General features: G+C 62.0%; 21 protein-coding genes. 10 read left to right on the top strand and 11 right to left on the bottom strand.

Going from position 1 to position 22,460, the window contains the following annotated elements:
- Positions 1-6 precede the first annotated feature (6 nt).
- From AWB64_RS15095 to AWB64_RS15080, 4 genes are all read left to right on the top strand, one after another.
- Positions 7-981, top strand: a complete 975-nt coding sequence (locus AWB64_RS15095) for an NAD(P)-dependent oxidoreductase (RefSeq protein ID WP_060856239.1) — start codon at positions 7-9, stop codon at positions 979-981.
- Between the two features lie 89 nt (positions 982-1,070).
- Positions 1,071-2,111, top strand: a complete 1,041-nt coding sequence (locus AWB64_RS15090) for a LacI family DNA-binding transcriptional regulator (protein WP_060856238.1) — start codon at positions 1,071-1,073, stop codon at positions 2,109-2,111.
- Between the two features lie 64 nt (positions 2,112-2,175).
- A complete protein-coding gene (locus tag AWB64_RS15085; RefSeq protein WP_099050540.1) occupies positions 2,176-2,994 on the top strand; it encodes a YhfC family intramembrane metalloprotease in 819 nt (272 codons plus the stop codon).
- Position 2,995: 1 nt separating this feature from the next.
- Positions 2,996-3,364: a DUF3022 domain-containing protein gene (locus AWB64_RS15080; protein ID WP_060856236.1), complete on the top strand. Its 369-nt coding sequence runs from the start codon at positions 2,996-2,998 to the stop codon at positions 3,362-3,364.
- 41 nt (positions 3,365-3,405) lie between these two features.
- Here AWB64_RS15080 and AWB64_RS15075 read toward each other — a convergent pair whose 3' ends face one another.
- Both AWB64_RS15075 and AWB64_RS15070 read right to left on the bottom strand, forming a co-directional pair.
- Complete coding sequence (locus AWB64_RS15075; RefSeq protein WP_060856235.1) at positions 3,406-3,840, bottom strand: PGDYG domain-containing protein; 435 nt, start codon at positions 3,838-3,840, stop codon at positions 3,406-3,408.
- 169 nt (positions 3,841-4,009) lie between these two features.
- Positions 4,010-4,531, bottom strand: a complete 522-nt coding sequence (locus tag AWB64_RS15070) for a Spy/CpxP family protein refolding chaperone (protein WP_060856234.1) — start codon at positions 4,529-4,531, stop codon at positions 4,010-4,012.
- A 247-nt stretch (positions 4,532-4,778) separates the two neighbouring features.
- On the opposite strand from AWB64_RS15070, the gene AWB64_RS15065 reads away from it, so the two are divergent.
- Together AWB64_RS15065 and AWB64_RS15060 are read left to right on the top strand one after the other, a co-directional pair.
- A complete protein-coding gene (locus tag AWB64_RS15065; protein WP_060856233.1) occupies positions 4,779-5,240 on the top strand; it encodes an Lrp/AsnC family transcriptional regulator in 462 nt (153 codons plus the stop codon).
- 157 nt (positions 5,241-5,397) lie between these two features.
- Entirely contained in the window at positions 5,398-6,507 is a 1,110-nt protein-coding gene (locus tag AWB64_RS15060) for a saccharopine dehydrogenase family protein (RefSeq protein ID WP_060856232.1), read from the top strand.
- A gap of 36 nt (positions 6,508-6,543) precedes the next feature.
- On the opposite strand, the gene AWB64_RS15055 is transcribed toward AWB64_RS15060, so the two are convergent.
- A complete protein-coding gene (locus AWB64_RS15055; protein WP_060856231.1) occupies positions 6,544-7,842 on the bottom strand; it encodes a cation:proton antiporter in 1,299 nt (432 codons plus the stop codon).
- 254 nt (positions 7,843-8,096) lie between these two features.
- On the opposite strand from AWB64_RS15055, the gene AWB64_RS15050 reads away from it, so the two are divergent.
- A complete protein-coding gene (locus tag AWB64_RS15050) occupies positions 8,097-8,993 on the top strand; it encodes a LysR substrate-binding domain-containing protein (RefSeq protein WP_208603282.1) in 897 nt (298 codons plus the stop codon).
- Here AWB64_RS15050 and AWB64_RS15045 read toward each other — a convergent pair.
- The 4 genes from AWB64_RS15045 to aldA form a co-directional block, all read right to left on the bottom strand.
- Entirely contained in the window at positions 8,960-10,624 is a 1,665-nt protein-coding gene (locus AWB64_RS15045; RefSeq protein ID WP_060856229.1) for a GMC family oxidoreductase, read from the bottom strand. The two genes, AWB64_RS15050 and AWB64_RS15045, sit on opposite strands and share 34 nt — an antisense overlap.
- A gap of 15 nt (positions 10,625-10,639) precedes the next feature.
- Positions 10,640-11,857 carry a mandelate racemase/muconate lactonizing enzyme family protein gene (locus AWB64_RS15040; RefSeq protein WP_060856228.1) on the bottom strand — a complete coding sequence of 406 codons (1,218 nt, stop codon included), beginning with the start codon at positions 11,855-11,857 and terminating at the stop codon, positions 10,640-10,642.
- Entirely contained in the window at positions 11,854-13,182 is a 1,329-nt protein-coding gene (locus AWB64_RS15035; protein WP_244164069.1) for an MFS transporter, read from the bottom strand. Before AWB64_RS15035 ends, AWB64_RS15040 begins: the two co-directional genes overlap by 4 nt.
- 66 nt (positions 13,183-13,248) lie before the next feature.
- Positions 13,249-14,673 (bottom strand): aldehyde dehydrogenase, encoded by a 1,425-nt coding sequence (aldA, locus tag AWB64_RS15030; protein ID WP_060856341.1) that lies wholly within the window; start codon positions 14,671-14,673, stop codon positions 13,249-13,251.
- A gap of 225 nt (positions 14,674-14,898) precedes the next feature.
- Between aldA and AWB64_RS15025 the strand changes: the two genes are divergently transcribed.
- Positions 14,899-16,284 carry an FAD-containing oxidoreductase gene (locus AWB64_RS15025; RefSeq protein ID WP_060856227.1) on the top strand — a complete coding sequence of 462 codons (1,386 nt, stop codon included), beginning with the start codon at positions 14,899-14,901 and terminating at the stop codon, positions 16,282-16,284.
- Between the two features lies 1 nt (position 16,285).
- Here AWB64_RS15025 and AWB64_RS15020 read toward each other — a convergent pair whose 3' ends face one another.
- From AWB64_RS15020 to AWB64_RS15005, 4 genes are all read right to left on the bottom strand, one after another.
- Positions 16,286-17,029 carry an enoyl-CoA hydratase/isomerase family protein gene (locus AWB64_RS15020; protein ID WP_060856226.1) on the bottom strand — a complete coding sequence of 248 codons (744 nt, stop codon included), beginning with the start codon at positions 17,027-17,029 and terminating at the stop codon, positions 16,286-16,288.
- 6 nt (positions 17,030-17,035) lie between these two features.
- Positions 17,036-18,319: an MFS transporter gene (locus AWB64_RS15015; RefSeq protein WP_060856225.1), complete on the bottom strand. Its 1,284-nt coding sequence runs from the start codon at positions 18,317-18,319 to the stop codon at positions 17,036-17,038.
- Between the two features lie 14 nt (positions 18,320-18,333).
- Complete coding sequence (locus AWB64_RS15010) at positions 18,334-19,425, bottom strand: hypothetical protein (RefSeq protein WP_244164068.1); 1,092 nt, start codon at positions 19,423-19,425, stop codon at positions 18,334-18,336.
- Positions 19,426-19,544: 119 nt separating this feature from the next.
- Complete coding sequence (locus AWB64_RS15005; protein ID WP_099050543.1) at positions 19,545-20,063, bottom strand: ankyrin repeat domain-containing protein; 519 nt, start codon at positions 20,061-20,063, stop codon at positions 19,545-19,547.
- A gap of 359 nt (positions 20,064-20,422) precedes the next feature.
- Between AWB64_RS15005 and AWB64_RS15000 the strand changes: the two genes are divergently transcribed.
- Together AWB64_RS15000 and AWB64_RS14995 are read left to right on the top strand one after the other, a co-directional pair.
- Positions 20,423-21,058, top strand: a complete 636-nt coding sequence (locus AWB64_RS15000) for a DUF938 domain-containing protein (protein ID WP_060856223.1) — start codon at positions 20,423-20,425, stop codon at positions 21,056-21,058.
- Between the two features lie 240 nt (positions 21,059-21,298).
- A complete protein-coding gene (locus AWB64_RS14995) occupies positions 21,299-22,447 on the top strand; it encodes a Rieske 2Fe-2S domain-containing protein (protein ID WP_060856222.1) in 1,149 nt (382 codons plus the stop codon).
- The last annotated feature ends 13 nt before the right edge of the window (positions 22,448-22,460 follow it).

Genomic DNA, 22,460 nt, shown 5'->3' with positions numbered 1-22,460 from the left:
CGTTCGATGAAAAAGAAAATCGTCGCGTACAAGCCGCTGCCAGCCGACGTGCTTGGCTATCTGCAGGAACACGCGGACGTCACGACCGTCGATCCGAAGCAGCACGACGCGTTCGTCGCGGCATTGAAGGACGCCGATGGCGCGATCGGTGCGAGCGCGCCAATCACGCCCGCCATGCTCGAGGGCGCGACGAAGCTCAAGGCGCTGGCGACGGTGTCCGTGGGCTTCGATGCCTTCGATATCGACGACCTGAACCGCCGGGGCATCCTGCTCACGAATACGCCGGACGTGCTGACGGAATCGACGGCGGACACGGTGTTCGCGTTGATCCTCGCAAGCGCGCGCCGCGTCGTGGAACTTGCGGATTGGGTAAAGGCGGGCAAGTGGACGAAGAGCATTGGCGAAGAACAGTTTGGCGTCGATGTGCAGGGCAAGACGCTGGGCATCATCGGCCTGGGGCGCATTGGCGGGGCGGTTGCACGGCGTGCGTCGCTGGGCTTCCGGATGCGCGTGCTCTACACGAACCGCAGCGCGAACGAACAGGCCGAACGCGATTACGGCGCAAGGAAAGTTGAACTCGACGAATTGCTTGCTACTTCGGATTTCGTGCTGCTGCAAGTGCCGCTGACCGCCGAGACGCGCAACCTGATCGGCGCGGCGCAACTGAAGAAAATGAAGCCGAGCGCGATCCTGATCAACGCATCGCGCGGACCGACTGTCGATGAATCCGCGCTGATCGAAGCGCTGCAAGACGGCACCATTCTGGCTGCGGGTCTCGATGTGTTTGTCAAGGAACCGCTCGCAGCCGACTCGCCCTTGCTCAAGCTGAAGAACGTGGTCGCGCTCCCGCATATTGGCTCGGCCACGCACGAAACCCGGCACGCGATGAACAAGAACGCCGCCGAGAACCTGATCGGCGCGCTCAACGGCACACTGACCAGCAATATGGTGAATCCGGAAGCGGTGAAGGTGAAGCGCTGAGCGCCGTGGCGTGAATCTGTGGCAACCAACAAAGCGCGCTGCGGCGCGCTTTGTTTTTACCGGAACACAACCGATGGGCGAACGAGACCATGCCAAGAGACCACCTTCCCAACGATCGCCGGGCGACCATCACCGACGTAGCCCGTGAAGCCGGCACCGGCAAGACCAGCATCTCGCGTTATCTGAACGGCGAGACGGGCCTGCTTTCGAAGGACCTGCGAGAGCGCATAGAAGAAGCGATCGCCAGGCTGGACTACCGGCCAAACCAGATGGCGCGCGGACTGAAACGCGGCCGTAACAGGCTTGTCGGCATGTTGCTCGCGGACCTGACGAATCCGTATTCGGTCGAAGTGCTGCAGGGCGTGGAGGCCGCGTGCCATGCGTTCGGCTACATGCCGCTGATCTGCCACGCGGCAAATGAGGTCGATCTTGAGCGGCGATACCTGCAGTTGCTGAGCACGTACCGCGTGGAAGGCGTGATCGTGAATGCGCTTGGCGTGAAGGAAGAAACGCTGGAGACGCTCGCGCGCGGCGGGGTGCCGGTCGTGCTGGTGGACCGTTCCATTGAAGGACTCGTCACGGACATGGTCGGACTCGATAACACCGCAGCGGTCGCGGCGGCGATTCGTCACCTGACGGAACAGGGTTTCGATGAACTCGTGTTCGTGGTGCAGCCTTTTACGCATGTGAGCTCGCGCCGCGTGCGCGAGGCGGCGTTTCGTGACACTATCGTCGCCCTTGGGGTGTCGGGCGCGACAATCGTGCTCGACCTGGATAATGTCGAGCAGGCCGCTGGGGCGCTCGACGGAATCGATGTGTGTATCGAAGCCGCCCGGCAACGCAAGCGCCGTATCGCGCTGTTTGCCGCGAACGCGCCGGTCGCGCTGCGTGTGGCGCTGCATATGAAGGAGCGCCATGGCGCGGACTGGCAGCGCGGTGCGGCGCTGATGTGCATCGACGATTCCGAGTGGGCCGAACTCGCCGGCATGACGACCGTGCGCCAGCCGACCTATACCATAGGCGAGCGAGCGGTCGAATTCCTGCACGAACGCATTGAAGGCGCAATCGTCGCGCCGCGTGAATGCCTGCTGCCGGGCGAACTGGTTATACGGGCTTCGACCACGCAATGACCATGCACTGACCACTCGCGCGGACTGGCACAATCCGGGCTATACGGTTTTGAGGAATTGATTGATGGTAAGTGTCTTGACGCTGGTTTGCCTTACGCTCGCAACGCTGCTGATCGCGGTGTTGCCTATCTGGCTGTATCGCAGGATGAGGCCGCGCTACGGCTTCGAGCGGCGCGACGTGATCGTCGGCATAGCGGTATTCGCGCTTTTTTCGATGGTCATCGAACGCGGCCTGCATGGTCTCGTACTGAGCAACGCCACGACGGTTGGCTTGCTGATGAATCCGGCGTTGTTCGTGATCTACGGCGCATTGGCGACAGGCATCTGCGAGGAAGTCGGGCGCTTCGTGGGCATGAAATGGCTGGCGCGGCGCAATCCCGTTTCCCTGCAGAAGCCGGGTACGGCGCTGGGCTATGGAATCGGTCATGGCGGTGCTGAAGCGTGGCTCGTCGGCGTGCTGGTCCAGCTTCAATGGCTTTTGTACGCCACGCTCGCCGACCGCAACCTGCTCGATCAGTATTTCACGAGCGTTCCCGCCGAGTCGCTGCTGCGGCTGCATATTGTGCTGAACAGCCTGACGCCCGAATCCGCCGCGCTGTTTCTGGTAGAACGCGCGGCGGCGTTCGTTTTCCAGATCGGTTTCTCGGTCGCGATGTGGCACATGCTGCGCGAGCGTTTCCGCTTTACGCTGCCGTTCATGATCGTGGCGCATGCGCTGATTGCGTTGCCCATTGCGCTTTATCAGGCGCGGCTGATTCCGCTGCTCGCGGCGGATGCCGTCTATCTGGTGTTCGGGCTTATTGTGATGCGGGCGTTGCGGCGATATTTCATCGGCGTGCGGGTAGCGGCCGACCGTGAAGCGCGCGTGAAGACCGGAGCCTGAGATGAGCGACGAATATCAATTCGAATGTCCAAGCGCCGATATCGAGATTCTGGCGCGCGTTATCAGCGACCTGTTTCCGGAGCAGACGCAATTCGTCGAGCGTTCCGGCGACGACGGCCGGGTGTCGCTAGTGATTCATTACATCGCCATGCGTTTCGGGACGACGGCGCGGCGCATTGCCATCGATATTCACTTCGATCCCGCCGCGCTTGCGCGTTATAGGGCAATGCCGCCGCGCATGCACGCGCGCAGTTACGCCGTGCTGCGCGCGTATGTGGAAACGGAACTGGGCGCGCTCGAGGAGATGTATGCGAACGGGGAAACGGTTCCGCGGAACGTGGCGATCGATATGGGCGACGATTTCGCCTGAATAGGGATGGGTCCGGACTTCAAGCCGAGGTTGAATCCCGCTTATGCCGGCTTGTAGACCTTCGCGAAACGCGCGGCTTTCACCACGCCGTAGTCGCCCGGCGCGTATTGCATGACCCAGTCGCCGGCCACGCCGTGCAGCACGTCGCCCGCGTCCGATCGCGCGATCGAAAACGCTTCGTGCATCTGCTTCGCGAGCACGGCCGCCGGAACGTTCCTGTACGCGCCCGCGTCGCCGTGTTTGATTTCATCGCGTGGAACATATTTCGCATCGAATCGATCTCGCGACACCACCCAGCGTTCGCCCGTCGCGCCCGTGATCAATGCATCGCCGATCTCATAGCGGTTCGGACCTTCCAGGCTCATCAGCGAACCGGCCTCGTGCGCGAACTGGACATCGACGGTTTCGTCTTTCACCACGCGCCGGGCGGCGGGGTCGGAAGTGAGGTCGAGCTGGATCAGGATAATCGATGTCATGCGCTGTAATGTGAAAGGCCGAAGCCCAAAGGAAACCGGGATCGTAACGCCAAGCCTTGCGTTTTGCACACGGCAAACTAAAAAGCGCTTGCATCGATATGCCGATGCAAGCGCTTTTTGCCATTCGCCTCAAGCTGTTGCCGCAAGACTTACGCTTGAAAACAAGTACTTACGGCTTCGTTGAGGATGCCGCGTCCGGCGCAATGCTATCCGGCGTAACCTTCGCGCGCGGCGCACGCCGGCCCTTGTGTTCGCCACGTCGAGCGTTTTGATGGAAGTTGACGTCGGCGAGCTTCTTCTGTTCCGGCGAAAGGCTCGCGTAAAGCGGCTCGAATGCATCCACGAGGCGCTTCGTGCCGTCCGCTTGCGCTTGCGTGATCTGCGCGTACTGCTTCATGTCGTCCACGGCGCTAGTGTTCGAACCGAGCGCGATACGCTGGCGATACAACTCGCCGATGGTGTGACCGTTATCGCGCATGACATCGGCGAACTTGTTCCATTGATCTTCCTGCGCCGACGTGATCTTCAGCTTGCTGTGCAAGTCGGCAATGCGTTGCTCCACGTGGGCTTCGCGAGCCTGGCCGCGCGCTGCCGCCGCATCCGGCGCTGACGCTGCAGCCGGAGCGGATGACTGGGCAAATGCGGTCGAGAGGGCGAGCGAGGCGGCCAGTGCAACGAGTGTTTTTTTCATGGATGACACCTTGGTTCCATAGATAAGGGGCAAGCGATACACGCGAAATACCTCATGTGCTGCTTGGCAACGCGCTATTAATATCACGTTAGCACGCGGCCCAGCTTTCATTGCCACAACTGCTTACAACCGATACGACTGCGAAAAATTCACATGAAGACCCGCAGTTTAACCAACTCGATGCACCCGGCGCAGATCGAGGGCCGTGCTCTAATGTCTCACCTCTCCTTGAAAGGATCTTGTTTCCATGCGACCGCCGCGTCTCGATCAACTTGACGATATCGACCGGAATCTCGTTGCTTCGTTGCAGGCGAACGCGCGCGAGAGCGTGGCCGAACTGGCGCGCCAGCTTGGCATTGCGCGCACCACGGTGATCGCCAGACTCGCGCGGCTCGAGAAGTCCGGCGTCATAGCCGGTTATGGCGTGCGGCTCGGGCAGGACGTGCTCGACGCCAGCATCCAGGCTTATGTAGGCATCAAGCTCGCACCGAAGTATGGCCGCGACGTGCAAAAGCGGTTCGCCAGGATGCCGGAGATGCAACTGCTTTGCGCGGTGAGCGGCGAGTTCGATTATGTCGCGTGGCTGCGGGCCGACTCGCCCGACAGGCTCAACGATCTCCTCGATGAAATCGGCGGGCTGGAAGGCGTTGAGCGCACCACGACGTCGATCATTCTTGCGCGCAAGGTGGATCGGGGCGGGCTGAGTTAGCGGCTCGCATTATCGGATTTCGACGTTTTGTATCGAAAATTGGTCAAAACGTCGAAAATCGATGTCGATTCGCATCTTTTTGTGTCTTTAATCAATATTCATGCGCTCCTAAACTGGCGTTCAGGGATTACCCCGTGACGCCATCAAGGAGATAAACATGAAAATAGCCCTCATCGGCGCAGGCCTGATTGGCCAGAGCATCGCTCGTTTGCTGCGTGAAACCGGTGACTATGAAGTCGTGGTCTTCGACCGCGACGCACACGCGCTCGGCCTTCTGGAAGCGCAGGATATTCCGGCACGGCGAGTCGATTGCGCCGACGCCAATGCGTTGCGCCTCGCCCTGCAGGGTTTCGATGCGCTTATCAACGCAATGCCTTATTACCTTGCGGTGACCGTTGCAACAGCGGCGAAAGCGGCCGGCGTGCATTACTTCGACCTGACCGAGGACGTGCGCGCAACGCATGCGATTCGCGCCATCGCCGGCGATTCAGCGCACGCGTTCATGCCGCAATGCGGGCTCGCGCCGGGTTTTATCGGCATTGTGGCGAACGATCTGGCGAAGCGTTTCACCGAATTGCGCGAAGTCAAGATGCGCGTCGGCGCGCTGCCCGAGTTCCCGACAAACGCATTGAAGTACAACCTGACGTGGAGTATCGACGGCTTGATCAACGAGTATTGTCAGCCATGCGAAGCAATTCGCGATGGCAATACGCAATGGGTCCAGCCGCTGGAAGGCCTGGAGCATTTTTCGCTTGATGGCACCGAGTACGAGGCGTTCAATACATCGGGCGGCCTGGGTACCCTGTGCGAGACGCTGGCGGGGAAGGTGGAGTCGCTCGACTACAAGTCGGTGCGTTATCCGGGCCATCGCGAGTTGATGAAGTTCCTGCTCGATGATTTGCGGATGTCGAGCGATCGTGACGGATTGAAGGCCATGTTGCGGCGCGCGGTGCCAGCGACGGCGCAGGACGTGGTGCTGGTTTTCGTGACGGCGACCGGCATGCGCGACGGCCGTCTGGTGCAGGACGTCTTCACGCGGAAGATTTTCGCGAAGAAAGTATGTGGTGTGCCCATGAGCGCCATCCAGATCACGACGGCCGGTGCGGTTTGCGCCGAGCTCGATTTGTTCCGCGAGCGTGTATTGCCGGGTCACGGCTTTATCCGGCAGGAGGAGGTGCCTTTGCAGGCCTTCCTGGAAAACCGCTTCGGACGGCTGTATGAAGGCGCACTCGAAGTCACGAGCGCTCGGGCGCTAGAGGAAGCTTGAAAGGAGCGGGGCGGCCGTGAAAGCCGCCCCGGAATCTCATCCTCGATAGCGGTTCATCAACGGCGTGGACGTGATGCCATGGAGGATCACCGAAGCCGCGATCACCGCCAGCACCAGCGGCGCCAACGGTTCGGCCGCGCTTCGGGGCGCATGCTCCAGCGCGTAGAGCAAATAATAAAACGACCCGACGCCGCGGATGCCGAACCAACTGGTGAGCAGGCGCTGCGATCGCGTAGCCGACGAGCCGATAAGCGACGCCTGCACCGACACCGGCCGCGCCACTAAAAACAGCAACGCAATGACCGCCGCGCTGTGCCACGTGAACAGCCGATCCCAGACATTCGCGAGCACGCTTCCCACCATCAGCATGACCGCGACCTCGGCAATGCGTTCGAGTTCGATGGTGAACCCGAGCACCCGTTCAGCAACAAACGCGTGCGCGCGGTCTGGATCGGACGCGGTCGCGCCTACGTCTTGCGCGTCGATCTTGCCTACCGCTTCGTGCGCGGATTTATCGCCGCTCGCCTTTTGTTCGACACGGCGCATTGCGAGGCCGGCGGCGAATACGGCGAGGAACGCGTAGGTATGCATCAGTTCGGCTACGCCATACGAAAGCGCGATAAGGCCGAGTGCGTAAAAACCTTCTGGCCCGAGCGCGAGGCTATGGCGCGTGCGCAGATACGCAATCAGCCGCACAGCGAGGTCACCCAGAAGCCAGCCGACGGCCAATGCCCCAGCGACGCCCCAAAGCGCGTCGCCAGCGAAATGCCAGCTTAACGCCTGTTGCGGCGACGCCTCGTAGTTGCATACCGCAATGCCCAGCAACGCGAACGGCAGCGCGATGCCATCGTTGAGGCCGCCTTCGCCGGTCAGCGAAAAGCGCAGGAGGTCGACGTCGCCGGGCACCTGAACCTGGACATCGTGGGCAAGGACGGGGTCGGTGGGCGCGAGCATTGCGGCGATCAGCAGTGCGGGTCCCCAACTCATGTGCAGCACGAAGACACAGGCAAGCGTCATAATGGCGACGGTCGCGACCATCGCCACAAGCCCGAGTCGCAACGGCAACAGCCAGATCCGGTCGGTCGGTGGCACGCGCAGCCGCAGGCCGATAGCAAAAAGCGACACGAGCATGGCGACTTCGGTTATGCGGCGCAGCACGGTGGCTTCGCCGAGCAGATCGATCCTGAGCAGGCCGGCGCCAAATGGACCGAGGCCAAAACCGATGGCGAGGTACACCATTGCGCTGCTGATGGGCAGTTCTTTGAACGTCGAGCTGGCAAGCCCCATGAAGATGAGCACACCGCCAACGACGAGAAACCATATCGTTTCGGTCATGAGAGCCTGAGGTGGGTACGACGTAGGCCTGTTTGAGCAAGGGACGTGCCACGATAGGGCAACCAGGATCATCCAGCGGATAATGCCGGACGGCCCGCTTCTCCCTCCAATGCGTGAAATGATGAAATCGCCACAGTTGCGGTGGCGGGCTGCGTAACATTACGCAAACGAGATCACGCGAATGGAAGAACGCACCGCGCCCGACCTCCCGGGACCATGAACCATCGAATCACTCAAACCCTGTGAAACGCAAAATGCCTGCGCTCAATGCGCTGAAAGCCTTCGAGGCTGCCGGGACCACCGGCAGCTTTACCCGCGCCGCGACGCTGCTCAGCGTCACGCAAAGCGCGGTAAGCCGGCAGGTCCGGCAACTCGAGGAACAGGTTGGCGAGACGCTCTTTTCGCGCCGACATCAACATCTGGTGCTGACGCCCAGCGGCCGGGTGCTCTTGCGCGCGCTGCAGCAATCGTTCGACAAGATCGAGCTGACCGTGCGCGCGATCAGCCAAAAAAACGATGTGAACCGGCTGCGCATCAACGTTCCGCCCACGTTCGCGGCTCGCTGGCTCGTGCCGCGTCTCGGCCGTCTGCGCGAGGCGTTCCCCGACCTGGATCTGAGCATCACCACGCGCGTGGAAGATGGCATCACGGATTCGAACCGGCTGGATTGCGCGGTTCGTTTCGGCGATGGTGAATGGAGCAACCTGGAAAGCACCTTGCTGATGCACGAGCGGCATATTGCAGTGGCGGCGCCGGCTTTACTGGACCGCGAAGGCGAGGGCGCGCCTGTGGATTTGAACCGCTACACGCTTTTGCATGTGCTTTCGGGTGAGGACCAGCGCTATTTGACGTGGCAGCACTGGCTGGACGCGGCGCGTGTGGAAGGCGTCGATACGGACGGCGGCCACGAGTTCGACGTGCTCGATTTATCGATACAAGCGGCCGTCGACGGCATGGGCATCACCATTGCCGATCGCCACATGATCGCGGCCGAACTGGCGTCGGGGCAGTTGCGGCAAGTGCTCGACGTGGAGATCGAAGGACGGCAATCGTACTGGTTCGTGCTGCGTCCCGAGCAGCGTGCAAGCGGGACGCAGCGCTTGTTCCAGCAATGGCTTCAGGCCGAAGCGGCGGCGAGCGCCTTGCGTTGAACGAAACCTGGCGTGGTGGCGTCGTCCAGGATCATCTGCGCGGCTTTTTCCGCGACCATCATCACCGGCGCGTTGATGTTGCCGGAGGTGACGTTCGGGAAAATCGACGCATCCACGATCCGCAACGCGTCCAGGCCGTGCACGCGCAAGCGATTGTCCACTACGGCGGTCCGGGCATCCGGTCCCATCGCGCATGAACCGCACAGGTGATAGATCGAGCCGCTGTTCGCGCGGAAATACTCGAGCATGGCGGCGTCGTCGCCATCGGGCACGAGCGGCTCTCCCGGCAATGTTTCTTCCACCGTCACCGCGCGCAACGCATTCGCCTTCATGATGGAACGGATCAGGCGGCTGCCCTGGATCACTTCGTCGATATCCTTTTGCGTCGTCAGGTAGTTCGCGCGGATCAGCGCGGCATCGGCTGGATTCGCGGACGCTATTTCGATAGAACCACGGCTCGTCGGGCGGCACGGATTGAACGCGAGCAGGAAGCCGGGATAGGGTTCGGGCGTGAGTTGCGAGCGGCTCGACTTCGGAATCCGATAGGACAGCGGATTGAAGTAAAGCTGTATGTTCGCGTGTTCGCTAGCGGAATCAGTGCTGAAAAATCCACCCGCCTGGTTCACGCTCATCGCAAGCGGTCCCTTGCGCGTCAGCAAGTATTGCAGCCCGAGTTTCAGCTTGCCCAGAAGCGAACTGAAGTCGCCGTTGAGCGTCGGAATATTCGCTCGATAGTAATAGCTCGCGCACAGGTGATCCTGCAGGTTCTGGCCAACAGCGGCAAGCGCATGCACAACGGGAATGCCGTGGCGCGCAAGCAGTTGCGCCGGGCCGACGCCCGAGAGTTGCAGCAGCTTCGGGGTATCGACCGCGCCCGCGCACAGCAGCACTTCGCGCTTCGCGTTGAAGGTCCGCTTGACGCCGTTCTGGGAAACTTCAACGCCTGTTGCACGGCGTCCGTCGAACATGACGCGCGTGGTCAGCGCGTGATGTTCAATAGTCACATTCGAGCGCTTCAACGCCGGTCCCAGATACCCCACGTTGCTCGATGCACGCTGACCGTTGCGTGTATTCACGTCGTACACGCCCGCGCCTTCAATGTGCGCGCCGTTGAAGTCGTCGTTGCGCGGAAATTTCAGTTCGTCGCAGGCATCGAGAAAATGGCGCGTAATGGGATGAATGCCGTCTTTCATCGATGTCACGTGGATCGGGCCGCTCGAACCGTGCACGGCCGTGTCGCCCGCGGCGTGCGTCTCGAGCTTGCGGAAATACGGCAGCACGTCCTTGTACGACCAGCCCGGGTTGCCGGCCGCGGCCCAGTCGTCGAAATCGCGGGGCGCGCCGCGCACGAAGATCATTGCGTTGATGGAGCCCGAACCGCCTTGCACCTTGCCGCGCGGCGCGTAGATCTTGCGGCCGGCGAGTTCCGCCTCGGGCTCGGAGTAATACATCCAGTTGCAGCCGGGATCGTAGTACGTCTTTGCAAATCCCACGGGTATTTTGAACCAGAAGGAATCGGCCTTGCCGCCGGCTTCGAGAACCAGCACGGAATATTGCCCCGATTCCGACAGCCGTTCCGCCAGGACGCAACCGGCCGATCCGGCGCCCACAATGATGTAGTCGTAAGTCATATCTGGTTGCTCGCCTCAGCCTCTGGCCGGAGAAGAATCCCGTACATCGGCGGGCTTTGACGCCATCTGCAAGTGCAGGCGGTCGCCGGTATAGGGGGAATGCGCGCGCACCACGTCCATGTTCAGTTCCACGCCGAGTCCCGGCGCCTTCGACGGAATGATGTAGCCGTCTTCCCATTTGATCGGCGTCTTCAGGATCTGCGAATGGAAGCCGTCCCACGTGCCGATGCTTTCCTGGATCAGGAAATTGGGCGTGCACGCGGCAAGCTGGATGCTCGCGGCCGCGCCAATGGGACCGTTGTAGAGGTGCGGTGCGATCTGCGCGTAATGGACTTCGGCGAGCGCCGCGATCTTCTTTGCTTCGAGCAGGCCGCCGCAGCGCGCGACGTTCAATTGAAGAATCGATGCCGCGCCCGAGCGCAGCAGCTTGAAGAATTCGTACTTGGTGGTAAGCCGCTCGCCCGCCGCAATCGGAATGCTTGTGTGCCGCGCGACTTGCGCCATGGCGTCTTCCTGGCCAGGAGGAACGGGCTCTTCGAACCACAGCGGATCGTATTTCTCAAGGCGCTGGGCAAGACGAATCGCCGACGATGGAACCATCTGCCCGTGCGTGCCGAACAGCAGGTCGCATCGGTTGCCGACGGCTTCGCGGATGCGCTTGCAGAACGTCTCGCAGCGCTCGAGCACGTCCAGCGAAAGCTGATGTCCGGAATACGCGGTGTACGGCCCAGCCGGGTCGAACTTGACCGCGGTGAAGCCGAGTTCCGCGTTCTTCACGGCGCATTCGGCGGCAAGGTCGACATCGTCGTAATCGTATTCACCCGCGGCGTTCTTCGGATACAGATACGTGTATGAGCGCAGCCGGTCGTTCACCAGACCGCCCATCAGCTCGTACACCGGCTTGTCCGCCGCCTTGCCTATAATGTCCCAGCACGCCATCTCGAGGCCGCTCACGACACCCATCATGGTGAGGTCGGGGCGTTGCGTGAAGCCGCTCGAATAGGCTTCGCGGAAAAAGCGCTCGACGTGGTGCGGATCGTGGTCCTGCAAGTAACGGCCGAAGACGTCGTCGATGATGTGGGCCATCGCTTTCGGATGGAACGTCGCCGAATAGATTTCGCCCACGCCTTCAATCCCGCAAGCCGTTTTCAGTTTCACGAAGATCCAGTACATGCCGCCTAGATGCGGTGGCGGCACGGCTACGAAATGCGTTTCGAGAGAGACGATTTTCATCGGATGGCATCCTTTGTAACGGTCTTGCGCATGCGCATCAGGGCGAGGGCGGCCACGCCGCCGATCACGCTGACCACAGCGATGTAGGAGAAATAGATCTGGTAGCCGGGAAGGCCGGGGAAATGCTCGGTTGTCCAGCCGTTCACCAGTGGCAGGAACACATCGGGCGAGTAACCGATCAGCGAAACCAGGCCGATCGCGAGGCCCGTGATACGCAACGGAATGCCGCAATCGTCGAGCAGCGACCAGTAAAGCCCGCGAATGGCGTACGTCAGGATGCCGATCACCAGCACCACGATTGCGATGACGACAACGCCCACATGCGGGTCGATATGCATTTTCGGCAGCACGGTCAGCGCCACGAGCCCGGCCGCTGCAAGAAACAATGCGCTCGCGAGGACGCCAAGCGTGGAGAAACGATCGCCAAGATACCCGCCGCCTATGCCGCCAATAGGCCGCATCCACAGCTTGAGCGTGGTGAGCGTGCCCGCCATCACCACGGTCATCTTCAGGTCGCCGACCTGCAAGTACGCGGAAAAGCTGTAGGTCGCCCAGAAGATCTGGTATCCGCAGAACACGACGGCCGCCATCAGCCAGAGTTGCGGAATGCGCATGAGCGTGAGGAGATCGCGCCCAAGATTATGTTTCTGCTTGAGGTTGTCGGCGGCTTGCTGACGTTCTTGTGGTGTCGCGGGCGGTTCTTTTACCAGCGCCATCAGCAATCCAAGGCCAATGCAAAACCCCGAATACAGATAAACCACATAACGAAAACCGGTGTTCGTCGGCAGGCCATGTTTTTCGGTCGCGGTGGCGAAGATCACGAGCGCGACGGTTGCGAGCAGCGCTTCGATCAGGCCACGGCCGCCATCGAGCAAACCGAAGAAGCGGCCTTGTTCGTCGCGCCGGGCGATGGTCTTGACGCGCTTGAGAATCGACGCCCAGAAAGTCAGGCCCGTGGTCAATCCCCAGCAGCAGAACACGGCGAACAAGACCGGGAAACTCGGCGCGGTCGAATAGACCAGCCCGAGCGCGCCGGTCGCCATCAGCGAAAAGCAGATCAGGAAACGCGGCGCAATGCGGTCGGCAAGCCAGCCGCTCGGCAAATAACAGAATAGAAAAACGGTGCCGAGTATCGAATACAGATAACCGAGCTGGCTGTTGTCGATATGAAAAAACTCGAGCATCGGGGTCTGATAGACCTGACGCAAATACAGCAGCGGGTAGATCGCGCCGGCGGCAATGACGAGCAGCAGAAGCTGCAGGTAGCGCTGCGAGCTGCTGGGTTCAATGGCTGCCGGCGTGATGCCGGTCAAGGTTTTATCCACAATATGTCTCCTTCAGCGCGCTCGTCAAGGCGCGCCGTTTTTATCGATGTGCAGGGTTGGGGAAATTCAGTACTTCATGACGACGAGGCGCGTCTGGGTGAATTCGAGCATGCCGTGCTTGCCGTCGTCGCCGCCGAGCCCCGAACGTTTCCAGCCGGCGTGGAAGCCCTGGTACGGATCGGCCGGCGTGCGGTTCACGTACAGTTCGCCTGCTTCGATCTCGTTGGCCACGCGCATTACGGTGCGATAGTTCTCCGTATAAAGCACCGACGACAAGCCGTATTGATGATCGTTGGCCATTGCGAGGACTTCGTCGAGCGTGTTGTACGGGATCACCGGCAGCACCGGCCCGAAGATTTCCTCGCGCACGATTTCCATGTCGTGGCGGCAATTGAGCAACAGTGTGGGCGGGTAGAAATAGCCGGCGCAGTCGGGCAACGTGCCGCCGGTCGCGACGCTCGCACCCTCGGCGACCGCGCGCTCGACCATGGCGTGAATGTTTTGTTGGGCAGTGCGGCTCACCAGCGGCCCCATCTTCGATGCGTCCTTTGCCCGGTCGCCGAAACTCACCGCGCTCATTTTCGCGCGCAGCAACTCGACAAAACGATCATGCACGCTCGCGTGGACGTAGACGCGCTCCATCGCGGTACACAACTGCCCGCAATGCGTGGTCTTCGATCCAACAATGGCGCTCGCCGCCGCTTCCAGATCGGCGTCCGGCTCGATGATCGCGGGCGCCTTGCCGCCGAGTTCCAGCGAAGGTTTCGCGATATTCGCCTTGCAGTAATCCAGCACGATGCGCCCCGCGTTCACGCTGCCGGTGAGCGTGATCATGCCAACGGCCGGATGCGTGCAGACTGTGCCCGCGGTCGCGTGGTCCATGGCGAGCACGTTGAAGATGCCGGCGGGCAGGCCCGCTTGCTGCGCGGCTTCGGCGATCTCGAAAGCGGAGGTGGGCGTGTTGTTGCTCGGCCGGACCACGACCGCGTTGCCTGTGATCAGCGCGGGCGCGACCTTGCGCAAGAGCGTGTAGACCGGATAGTTGAACGGGATCAGGCAGGCGACCACGCCAATCGGCTCGCGATGCAGCACGAGGTTTTCATTCGGGGTGTCGCTGGGGATCACTTCGCCTTCTATCCGGCGCGCCCATTCTGCGTGATAGCGGGTGATGTCGGCGGCGTAGCGGGCTTCGTTTTCCGAATCCGCCACGCTCTTGCCCGATTCCAGCGCGAGCGCCGCGCCGATCTGCGGCGCGCGTTCCACGATGGCGTCGGCGAAACGGCGCAAATGTTCGCCACGTTCGATCGCGCTCAGCTTGCGCCACTTTTTCTGCGCCCGGGACGCAGCCTCCACGGCGGCGAGCGCATCGTCATTTGAAGCGAGCGTGACGCGCGCGATGATTTCAGTAGTGGCGGGATTATCGACATCGGCAAACCGATCGGACGATGAGTCGATCAGGCGGCCGTCGATGAAATTTCGGTAGGTGCGCATCGTGATTGCCCGGAAGAAGCGCCGCAGCGGATCCGCGACGTGAATGGCGGTAGTTTTATCGGGCGTGACACTCGGCCACAAGCGATTAAATCTCGACCCGTCCATGCGTAAAACGCACGCGCGGCGCGGACCTTTCCTGCTGCATCGGCGGCCGTGGCGAGCTACCATGCGAAAACCGCAGCCCTCGCTGGACACCTTGATCGTCAAATCAGGAGGAGATTGAACATGCCGCAACACTTCGATGCCATCGTGATCGGGACCGGACAAGGCGGTGCGCCGCTTGCAGTCAAGCTTGCCGGGAGCGGCAAGCGCACGGCGGTGATCGAGCGATCCTTGTTCGGCGGTACGTGCGTGAATGTGGGATGCACGCCGACCAAGACGTATGTGGCAAGCGCCCGCGCGGCGCACGTGGCGCGTCACGCGGCGGATTACGGCGTGATTCTGGCGTGCGGCGTGCGCGTGGATCTGGCGCGGGTCAAGGCGCGCAAGGACGAGGTGATCGGCGAATCGCGCAGCGGCGTGGAGAAGTGGTTGCGGGATACGCCGGGCGTGACTGTGTTCAACGGTCACGGGCGTTTTACCGGGCCGCATTCCATCAGCGTGCAGGGCAACGACGGCCAGCAGCACGAACTTTCGGCCGACGCCATTTTCATCAATACCGGGACGCGGGCAACCGTGCCGGAAATCGAGGGATTGGACAGAATTTCATATCTGACGAATTCCACGATTCTGGAATTGACCGATTTGCCCGACCATCTGGCGATCGTGGGCGGGAGTTATATCGCGCTTGAATTTGCGCAGATGTTCGCGCGCTTCGGCAGCCGGGTGACCGTGCTCGTCAGGGGCGCGCGGGTCCTGGCGCGTGAGGACAAGGACTTCGCGGAGCAAGTGCAGAAGGTCTTGTCGCGCGATGGCGTAGAGTTCCGGTTCAACACCGAGACGTCGAAAGTCGAGGCCGTGGACGACGGCGTGCGGATCTTGCTGAAGGACGGCAAGAGCATCGATGCATCGCATTTGCTGTTCGCCACCGGGCGCACGCCGAACACCGACGACCTTGGACTGGAGCAAGCAGGCATTGTGCCGAATAAGCACGGCTTGGTCGATGTCGACGGCCAGCTTCGCACCAAAACTGAGGGCGTCTGGGCGCTGGGCGACGTCAACGGCCGCGGCGCGTTCACGCATACGTCATACAACGACTACGAAATCATTGCATCGAACGTGGTCGATGGCGAATCGCGCAGCGTCGATTCGCGGATCATGTGCTATGCGGTTTTTGTCGATCCGCCGTTTGCGCGCGTGGGTATGAGCGAAGCCGACGTACGCAAGGACGGCCGTCCCGCGCTGATCGCCACCATGCCGATGTCGCGCGTCGGCCGGGCGCGCGAGCGCGGCGAGACGGATGGATTCATGAAAGTGCTGGTGGACCCGGGAACGAAGAAGATTCTCGGCGCGGCGATACTCGGCATTGAAGGCGACGAAGCAATTCATACGTTCATCGACATCATGAACGCCGATGCGCCGTACACCACGCTTCAGCGCGCAATGCATATTCATCCGACCGTGAGCGAGCTGATTCCTACGTTGTTGGGGATGTTGAAGCCGTTGGTTTGATTCAGCTTCGGCGACGCTTGATGCGTTCTGCGATCGCTGGACTTTGAAGCGAAGCCTGGTATGCGGATCGATCGGCCAACGCGGACGGGTCGCTCGCGGCGATGGCGTTCAATTGTCGTTTCATCGACCGTACCGCGTCCGGTTCGCAGGCACGCAACGCATCGATGTACTCCGTCGTGCACGTTGTCAACTGTTCGGCAGCGACCAGATCGGTCAGAAAGCCGATCCGCAGCATTTCCGGCGCATCGATTGTCATGCCTGTGAGGAACAGCCGCTTGGCCTGCGCAAGTCCAAGTTCACGAATGTAGCGCCGCATGCCGTCCGGGTAATAGTGCAAGCCAATGCGCGCCGCAGGCATGAACATTCGCGACCCTTCAACGCCAATCCGGATATCGCAGCACAGCGCGAGATCCGTCGCGCCGCCGTAGGCGCTGCCATTTAGTGCGCAAATCGTAGGTAGTGGGCACGTTTCGAGTTCGTTCAGCAGGCTTTCGAATGAATCATCGATATTGCCTGCAGCCAGCGCCGCAAGGGTATAGCCGGAACTGAACGTAGCGTTACCGGACCCGGTGATCACAAGTGCGATTGAATCCGCATTGCTTGAGGCATTGGCAACCGATTCCCGCAACCCGGCAATGTCGGCGGGATCGATCCGGTTGTGCTGCGCAACGCGCGTCAGCCGGATCGTCACCACGCCTTCATGGCGCGACCATGAAAATCCTTCGTTCACGCCCGTCTCTGTCATATCGGTTCACCCCGCCGGCGTAACTTCCTTCTTTTTTGCGGCTTCTTCGCTGGCGGCGGCGTCGCGTGTTTCCGGCATGGCCAGCCAAACCAGTGCGACAGCCAGTGCACCCGCGCCCGCAAGTCCGAAAAAGCTCGTGTTCACACCAAATTTGTCGGCGACAAACCCGGCGATCGCCGTACTCAGGGTCGCGCCAATTCCCGCCGCGAGCCCGAAGAAGCCGATACACAGGTTATACCGGCCCTTGCCACCGGCCACGTCGGCTGCGATCAGCGGCAGCATCACGCCGAACACCGCTGCGCTGATACCGTCGAGCATTTGCACCGGCACGAGCAGATAAGGGCTGCTCGCGCTGCTGGCCGCCGCGAACAGCAGCGCACGCAAGGGCAGCGCGGAGAAACCGAGTATCAGCACCGGCCGCCGTCCCCAGCTTTGCGCCTGCCGTCCGACCCACGGCGACAGCCCGGCCACGATAAATTGCGGAACGATAATGCAGGCCGCGATCACCAGTTGAACGTTGTCGCCCATGTGCGCGGTCACTTCGCCGGCGGCGAGATTCAACATCGCCGCGTTCGACAAGTGGAACAGCACCACGCACGCCGCGAACGTCAGCAAACGCGGATCGCGCAGCAAATCGCGCAGGCTTTCGGGGCGCTCGCCGCCCGCCGAACCCAAGGCATCGGCGAGATTCGCGCCTGCTTTCGCCGCCGCCTTTTTCATGCGCGGCACGACGGGCGGCATCTCGTGATGGATCATGTTCAACGCCACGAGCGCCGGCAACGCCAGCGCGGCCGTGAGGAAAAACACCGAGCGCAGCGACAGGTATTCGCCAAACACGCCCATCAAGGCCGCCGTCAGCGCGCTGCCTATGGACGCCCAGCGCGCGTTGCGTCCCAGCCGGTCGCCGAGATCGGCGCGCGAGACGAGGGCGAGCGAGATCGCGGCCATGGCGGGAACGAGCATGCAACTGGCGAACCCGTGCAGCACTTCGGCCGCGAACACGGAGACGAACGTGGGGCTCGCGCCGAGCAGCAGCGCGCTGACAATGATCGCGATGATCGCGGCGGCGGCCGCGCCTTTCTTGTTGCGCAAGGCATCGACGAGCGCGCCGGCTGGCAACTGGCTCGCCATCGCGCTGATCGTGCCGACGCTCAGCATCAGCCCGATCTCGCCCTGTGTCCATTTGTTCGCGGCAAGATAGGACGCGATGAAAGGCCCAAAACCTGTCTGCACATTCGCGACGAAAAAGTTCAGCCAATCCAGCGCGCGCAGACTTCGTGCAGTAACCATATTTCAGATCGTCCTCATTGTTTCGAGGGCCGTGCGGCGGATGCTGCAGCCGACACCGGACCCGAGGACGTTGAAGCCGGCACCGCCGCCGATGCCGATGCAGCTTCCGGCGCCGACGCCGCAGCTGGCTCCGCTGGCGGAACGACCGGCGAGACGATCTTGATCGGCTGATCGGGCGAATACGTGGGCGCTGCCTTGATCTGTGTATCGGTGAAATCGAGTTGCAATTGCAGCACCTTGTTGCGCGAAATCACATGCAGGTCCGGCCAGTTGGCCGCGACTTGCCGCTTGTCGCCAGCGAGGGAATCCGAGAGATCGATCACGAGCGCCTGCGGCTGCGCCTGTGAATCGATCAGCACGTCGACCACCCGGCCCATGCGCGCGCCGCTTTTCTGCGTGACGTTCGAATCGACAAGCTGCGCGAGGGACGGCGGGATATCGGCGACCGACCCGGGTTTTGGCGGGGCTTCCGGCTTGGCCTTGCCGTTCGCCGGCGCGGGCATCACGAACGTGACGGGCGCTTTCTTGTCCAGCGGATTGAAGCGGAACGCGCTCCACGGGAACGTGACCTTGCGGTCGCCCACGCCGAGGAAGCCCGACAGGTTCACGACCATGAGCCGGGGTTTGGCCGTGGCATCCACATACATGTCCACCGCCCGGCCGACGACCTTGCCGTCGCGCTGGATCTCGGTGTCGAGCAGGCCATGAATCTGTTCGTGCTGCAGGATGCGCGTGGTGAGAAGCGGCGGCGGAGCCGGCGGCGCTTTCTCTTCCACGGGCGGAGGCGGAGGCGGCGGCGGTTTCTTGGGCACGACAACACGGCGCTTCGGTTTCGGACGCGGCGCTTTTTGCTCGGCCGGCGGTTGCGCGACGACCGGCGCGGAGGCTGGCTCCTCTTCCGGTTCCACGACTTCGGGCTCGCTTGCCGGCTGCGGCGTCGACAAATCGATGATCGGCGCGGCCGGTTGTGTCGGGAACAGGCTGCATCCGGACATGACCGAGAGAACCGCCAGGCCGATCAGGATCGCAAGCGTCCTGGCCATCGTGCGCCAGCGCCAGTCGTACGCTCGAAGCGGGAAACCGCCCCGCGGGAAGCCGCCACTCATCACAAGAGCTCCATGTTGCCGGATCACCTTCAAAGAATCGTGCGCCGCCGATGGGAGGACTCGATGGCGCGGGGTTATCGGTTTTTACTTCGGTTTTACTGCCGTTGTGTTGGTGCTAATCAAACGCCCGGCGGCCGCGATTTCGCTTCGGTTGCCTGGGCGAGACGCGCGACGGTGTCGGGGGCGCCCATTTTCGCGGCGGCGTCGCGTGCGGTAAAGCCGTTTGCGTCGCGGGCGTCCGGATTCGCGCCGTGCTCGATCAGGAATTCGACCATTTCCACGCGATTGAACATGGCCGCGATCATCAGCGCCGTGCGGCCGTCGGGCGATGCGCCTTCCACGTCGGCGCCATGTTCGAGCAACGCTTCGATAACCGGCTTGTAACCCTTGAACGCCGCGCCTGCAATCGGCGTCTGGCCGTTGTCGTTGCGCAGGTTCGGATCGGCTTTATGCTTAAGCAGCACGCGCACGGCGTCGGCGTGTCCGTGGTAGCTCGCGAGCATGACGAGCGTGTCGCCCTTGTCATTGCGCATGTTCGGCGGCAAGCCCTTGTGCAGCAGCGCGTCGAGCATGGCGGCGTCGCCGCGGCGGGCGGTATCGAAGACTTCGGCGGCGAAGTTGATGAGCTCTTCGCTCATGGTCTCAGAGCTTGGGTTTTGCTCGCCTGAACGGGAATCGGGTTGCTCGGGATTCATGAAAGGCTCCATGGAGTGAGATGGACCGGGACGGCCGGCATTCGCGTTTCCTGCGATATGGCGATCCGCTTCGCCCACGGCAGGCCGGTCTCCGGCGTTTCAAGTACGAGTGTCCAGCGCCGGCCAAGTGCGTCAGGATACACAGGTTTGATTGAGGGCCGCACGAAGAAGCAGGATTCGGGCCTCCCCAAAGCCGGCTGTTCCTGAGCCCGCCGTATGAGGCGTGGCGCCGCTCTGCATCTTCGCTTGACCCGCGCAAACGGTGCGCTTACGCTCGCCAACACTTCATCTGGAGACGCGTTGTGAGTTCCGATAATTCCGGCACGCCTGATACCTCGCGCCGCGTTGCGCCCGCTGCCACGCGTAATCGCGACGTGATCCGCGATGTCCTCGTGCGCGTGTTGCCGAAGACCGGCATTGTGCTCGAAATCGCGAGCGGCACCGGGCAGCACGCGGTGCACGTTGCGGCCGCGCTGCCGGGCATCACGTGGCAGCCAAGCGACCCGGACGCGGCGTCGCGCGCGTCCATCGATGCATGGCGGGCTCATGCCGCGCTCGCCAACCTGAACCCGCCGATCGAGCTGGATGTATGCGCCAGCCCATGGCCCGTGCCGGATTCGCTTGCGGCAATCGTCTGCATCAACATGATCCACATCGCGCCGTGGGCTGCGGCCGAAGCGCTGTTCCGGGGCGCAGGCGAGCGGCTGACCAACGACGGCGTCCTGTTCCTCTATGGTCCTTACAAACGCGAGGGCACGCACACGGCGCCGTCCAACGAAGCCTTCGATACCCAGCTTCGCGCGACCCATCCCGAATGGGGGGTGCGCAATATGGAGGACGTCGTGGAGCTGGGAAGGCGGGCAGGCTTGCTGATGGAAGAAGTCGTGCCCATGCCCGCCAACAACTTCAGCCTGGTATTCAGGCGCGCGCGGATCTAGCCAGGATGCCGGCCGGGCTTGCCGGCGGCGCTTCGCAAAAGCGCTGTATTTTCCGGTCCGATGCCCGCCCCGCAGGCCTTCGCCGAACTTTCAGCGCTGCGCCTTTGCGCCTTAAATGGCCTCTCGCGTGTAGACTGCGTGAGACCCGTTGGTTACGCCGTCTCCCCAAAAACATTTTTTCGCCAGTTTCGGCGGTTTTCCGCCGATTTTCGCCGATACCCTCAAGCGGAGGCATCGTACATGCATGTAGCGCTGCAGCAGGACGCCGTCACGAGCGGCACGCCTGCCGAACATCCTCAAACCCCGCCGCGCGATCTGCGCCGCGTCGATATTCATCCCGATCACTGGTATCCCGTCGCGTGGTCGCGCGAAGTCAAGCGTGGTAAAGCGCATGGCGTGAAGTTCGCGGGCGAACCGGTCGTGCTGGTCCGTACCGAAAGCGACAAGGTGTTTGCGCTCGAAGACCGCTGCGCGCATCGGCAGGTGCCGCTGCATGCGGGGGTCGTCGACGGCGAATCCATCCGGTGCTGTTATCACGGCTGGACCTACGACTGCTCGGGCAAGTGCATCGACGTGCCTTATCTAGGGCGCGAGCGTCTGCCCAACGGCGTGCGCTCGTACCCGTGCCGCGAAGAAGCCGGCCTGATCTTCATCTTCCCGGGCGATCCATTGCTCGCTGAAACCGTGCCGTTCCCGGCGCTGGGTTCTGTCGGCGATAAAGCCTATAAAACCCGCCGCTTCGGCCGCGAGGTGAAGTGCCACTACACCTTCATGCACGAGAACCTGATGGACATGAACCATCAGTTCCTGCATCGCAAGCAGATGGGCCAGATGAAGGCGCGTTCGGTCGGGCGCAGCCGGGGCGCGGACTGGGTGGAGGTGAATTACACGTTCGCGCGCGAAGAGGGCAAGCAGCCGATTGGCGAAGCGCTCGTGTTCAGCCAGAAACGTGGCACCAAGCCCGACGACAACAACAAGGACGTAATGACGATCCGCACGGAATATCCGTACCAGACGCTCCGGATCCGTACCAAGGACCAGACGATGGTGATGGATCTGTGGATTGCATACGTGCCGCTCGACGCCGAGCAGCGCACGAACCGCACGTTCGGTCTGCTGTCCATCCGGCGGCCGAAGATTCCGGGCATTCTCGATGCCGCGTGGCCATTGCTGGTGTGGTTCACCGAGCGTATCTTCAAGGAAGACCGGTGGATCGTGGAACGCGAGCAGGAAGCGCACGACAGGCAGGGCGCCGATCATAATCACGAGGTGTTTCCGGTCATTCTCGAACTGCGTTCGCTCTTGACGGAATGCGGCGCGCCGGTTCGCGAACCTGCGGTGGAACGTCGCGTGCATAGGATCCAGCCGATCCAGCCGGCAAGCGACTGATATTGTATGTAGC

The sequence above is a fragment of the Caballeronia sordidicola genome (assembly GCF_001544455.2).
Lineage (GTDB): Bacteria > Pseudomonadota > Gammaproteobacteria > Burkholderiales > Burkholderiaceae > Caballeronia > Caballeronia sordidicola.
This window is presented reverse-complemented; position numbering and strand designations above follow the sequence as displayed.

Coding starts and splice junctions, on each gene's coding strand:
- AWB64_RS15025 (WP_060856227.1), top strand. CDS start 14,899: ATGCCGCAACACTTCGATGCCATCGTGATCGGGACCGGACAAGGCGGT.
- AWB64_RS15095 (WP_060856239.1), top strand. CDS start 7: ATGAAAAAGAAAATCGTCGCGTACAAGCCGCTGCCAGCCGACGTGCTT.
- AWB64_RS15085 (WP_099050540.1), top strand. CDS start 2,176: ATGGTAAGTGTCTTGACGCTGGTTTGCCTTACGCTCGCAACGCTGCTG.
- AWB64_RS15075 (WP_060856235.1), bottom strand. CDS start 3,840: ATGACATCGATTATCCTGATCCAGCTCGACCTCACTTCCGACCCCGCC.
- AWB64_RS15060 (WP_060856232.1), top strand. CDS start 5,398: ATGAAAATAGCCCTCATCGGCGCAGGCCTGATTGGCCAGAGCATCGCT.
- AWB64_RS15080 (WP_060856236.1), top strand. CDS start 2,996: ATGAGCGACGAATATCAATTCGAATGTCCAAGCGCCGATATCGAGATT.
- aldA (WP_060856341.1), bottom strand. CDS start 14,673: ATGCGCACCTACCGAAATTTCATCGACGGCCGCCTGATCGACTCATCG.
- AWB64_RS15005 (WP_099050543.1), bottom strand. CDS start 20,063: ATGAGCGAAGAGCTCATCAACTTCGCCGCCGAAGTCTTCGATACCGCC.
- AWB64_RS14995 (WP_060856222.1), top strand. CDS start 21,299: ATGCATGTAGCGCTGCAGCAGGACGCCGTCACGAGCGGCACGCCTGCC.
- AWB64_RS15045 (WP_060856229.1), bottom strand. CDS start 10,624: ATGACTTACGACTACATCATTGTGGGCGCCGGATCGGCCGGTTGCGTC.
- AWB64_RS15065 (WP_060856233.1), top strand. CDS start 4,779: ATGCGACCGCCGCGTCTCGATCAACTTGACGATATCGACCGGAATCTC.
- AWB64_RS15070 (WP_060856234.1), bottom strand. CDS start 4,531: ATGAAAAAAACACTCGTTGCACTGGCCGCCTCGCTCGCCCTCTCGACC.
- AWB64_RS15010 (WP_244164068.1), bottom strand. CDS start 19,425: ATGAGTGGCGGCTTCCCGCGGGGCGGTTTCCCGCTTCGAGCGTACGAC.
- AWB64_RS15055 (WP_060856231.1), bottom strand. CDS start 7,842: ATGACCGAAACGATATGGTTTCTCGTCGTTGGCGGTGTGCTCATCTTC.
- AWB64_RS15020 (WP_060856226.1), bottom strand. CDS start 17,029: ATGACAGAGACGGGCGTGAACGAAGGATTTTCATGGTCGCGCCATGAA.
- AWB64_RS15015 (WP_060856225.1), bottom strand. CDS start 18,319: ATGGTTACTGCACGAAGTCTGCGCGCGCTGGATTGGCTGAACTTTTTC.
- AWB64_RS15050 (WP_208603282.1), top strand. CDS start 8,097: ATGCCTGCGCTCAATGCGCTGAAAGCCTTCGAGGCTGCCGGGACCACC.
- AWB64_RS15040 (WP_060856228.1), bottom strand. CDS start 11,857: ATGAAAATCGTCTCTCTCGAAACGCATTTCGTAGCCGTGCCGCCACCG.
- AWB64_RS15090 (WP_060856238.1), top strand. CDS start 1,071: ATGCCAAGAGACCACCTTCCCAACGATCGCCGGGCGACCATCACCGAC.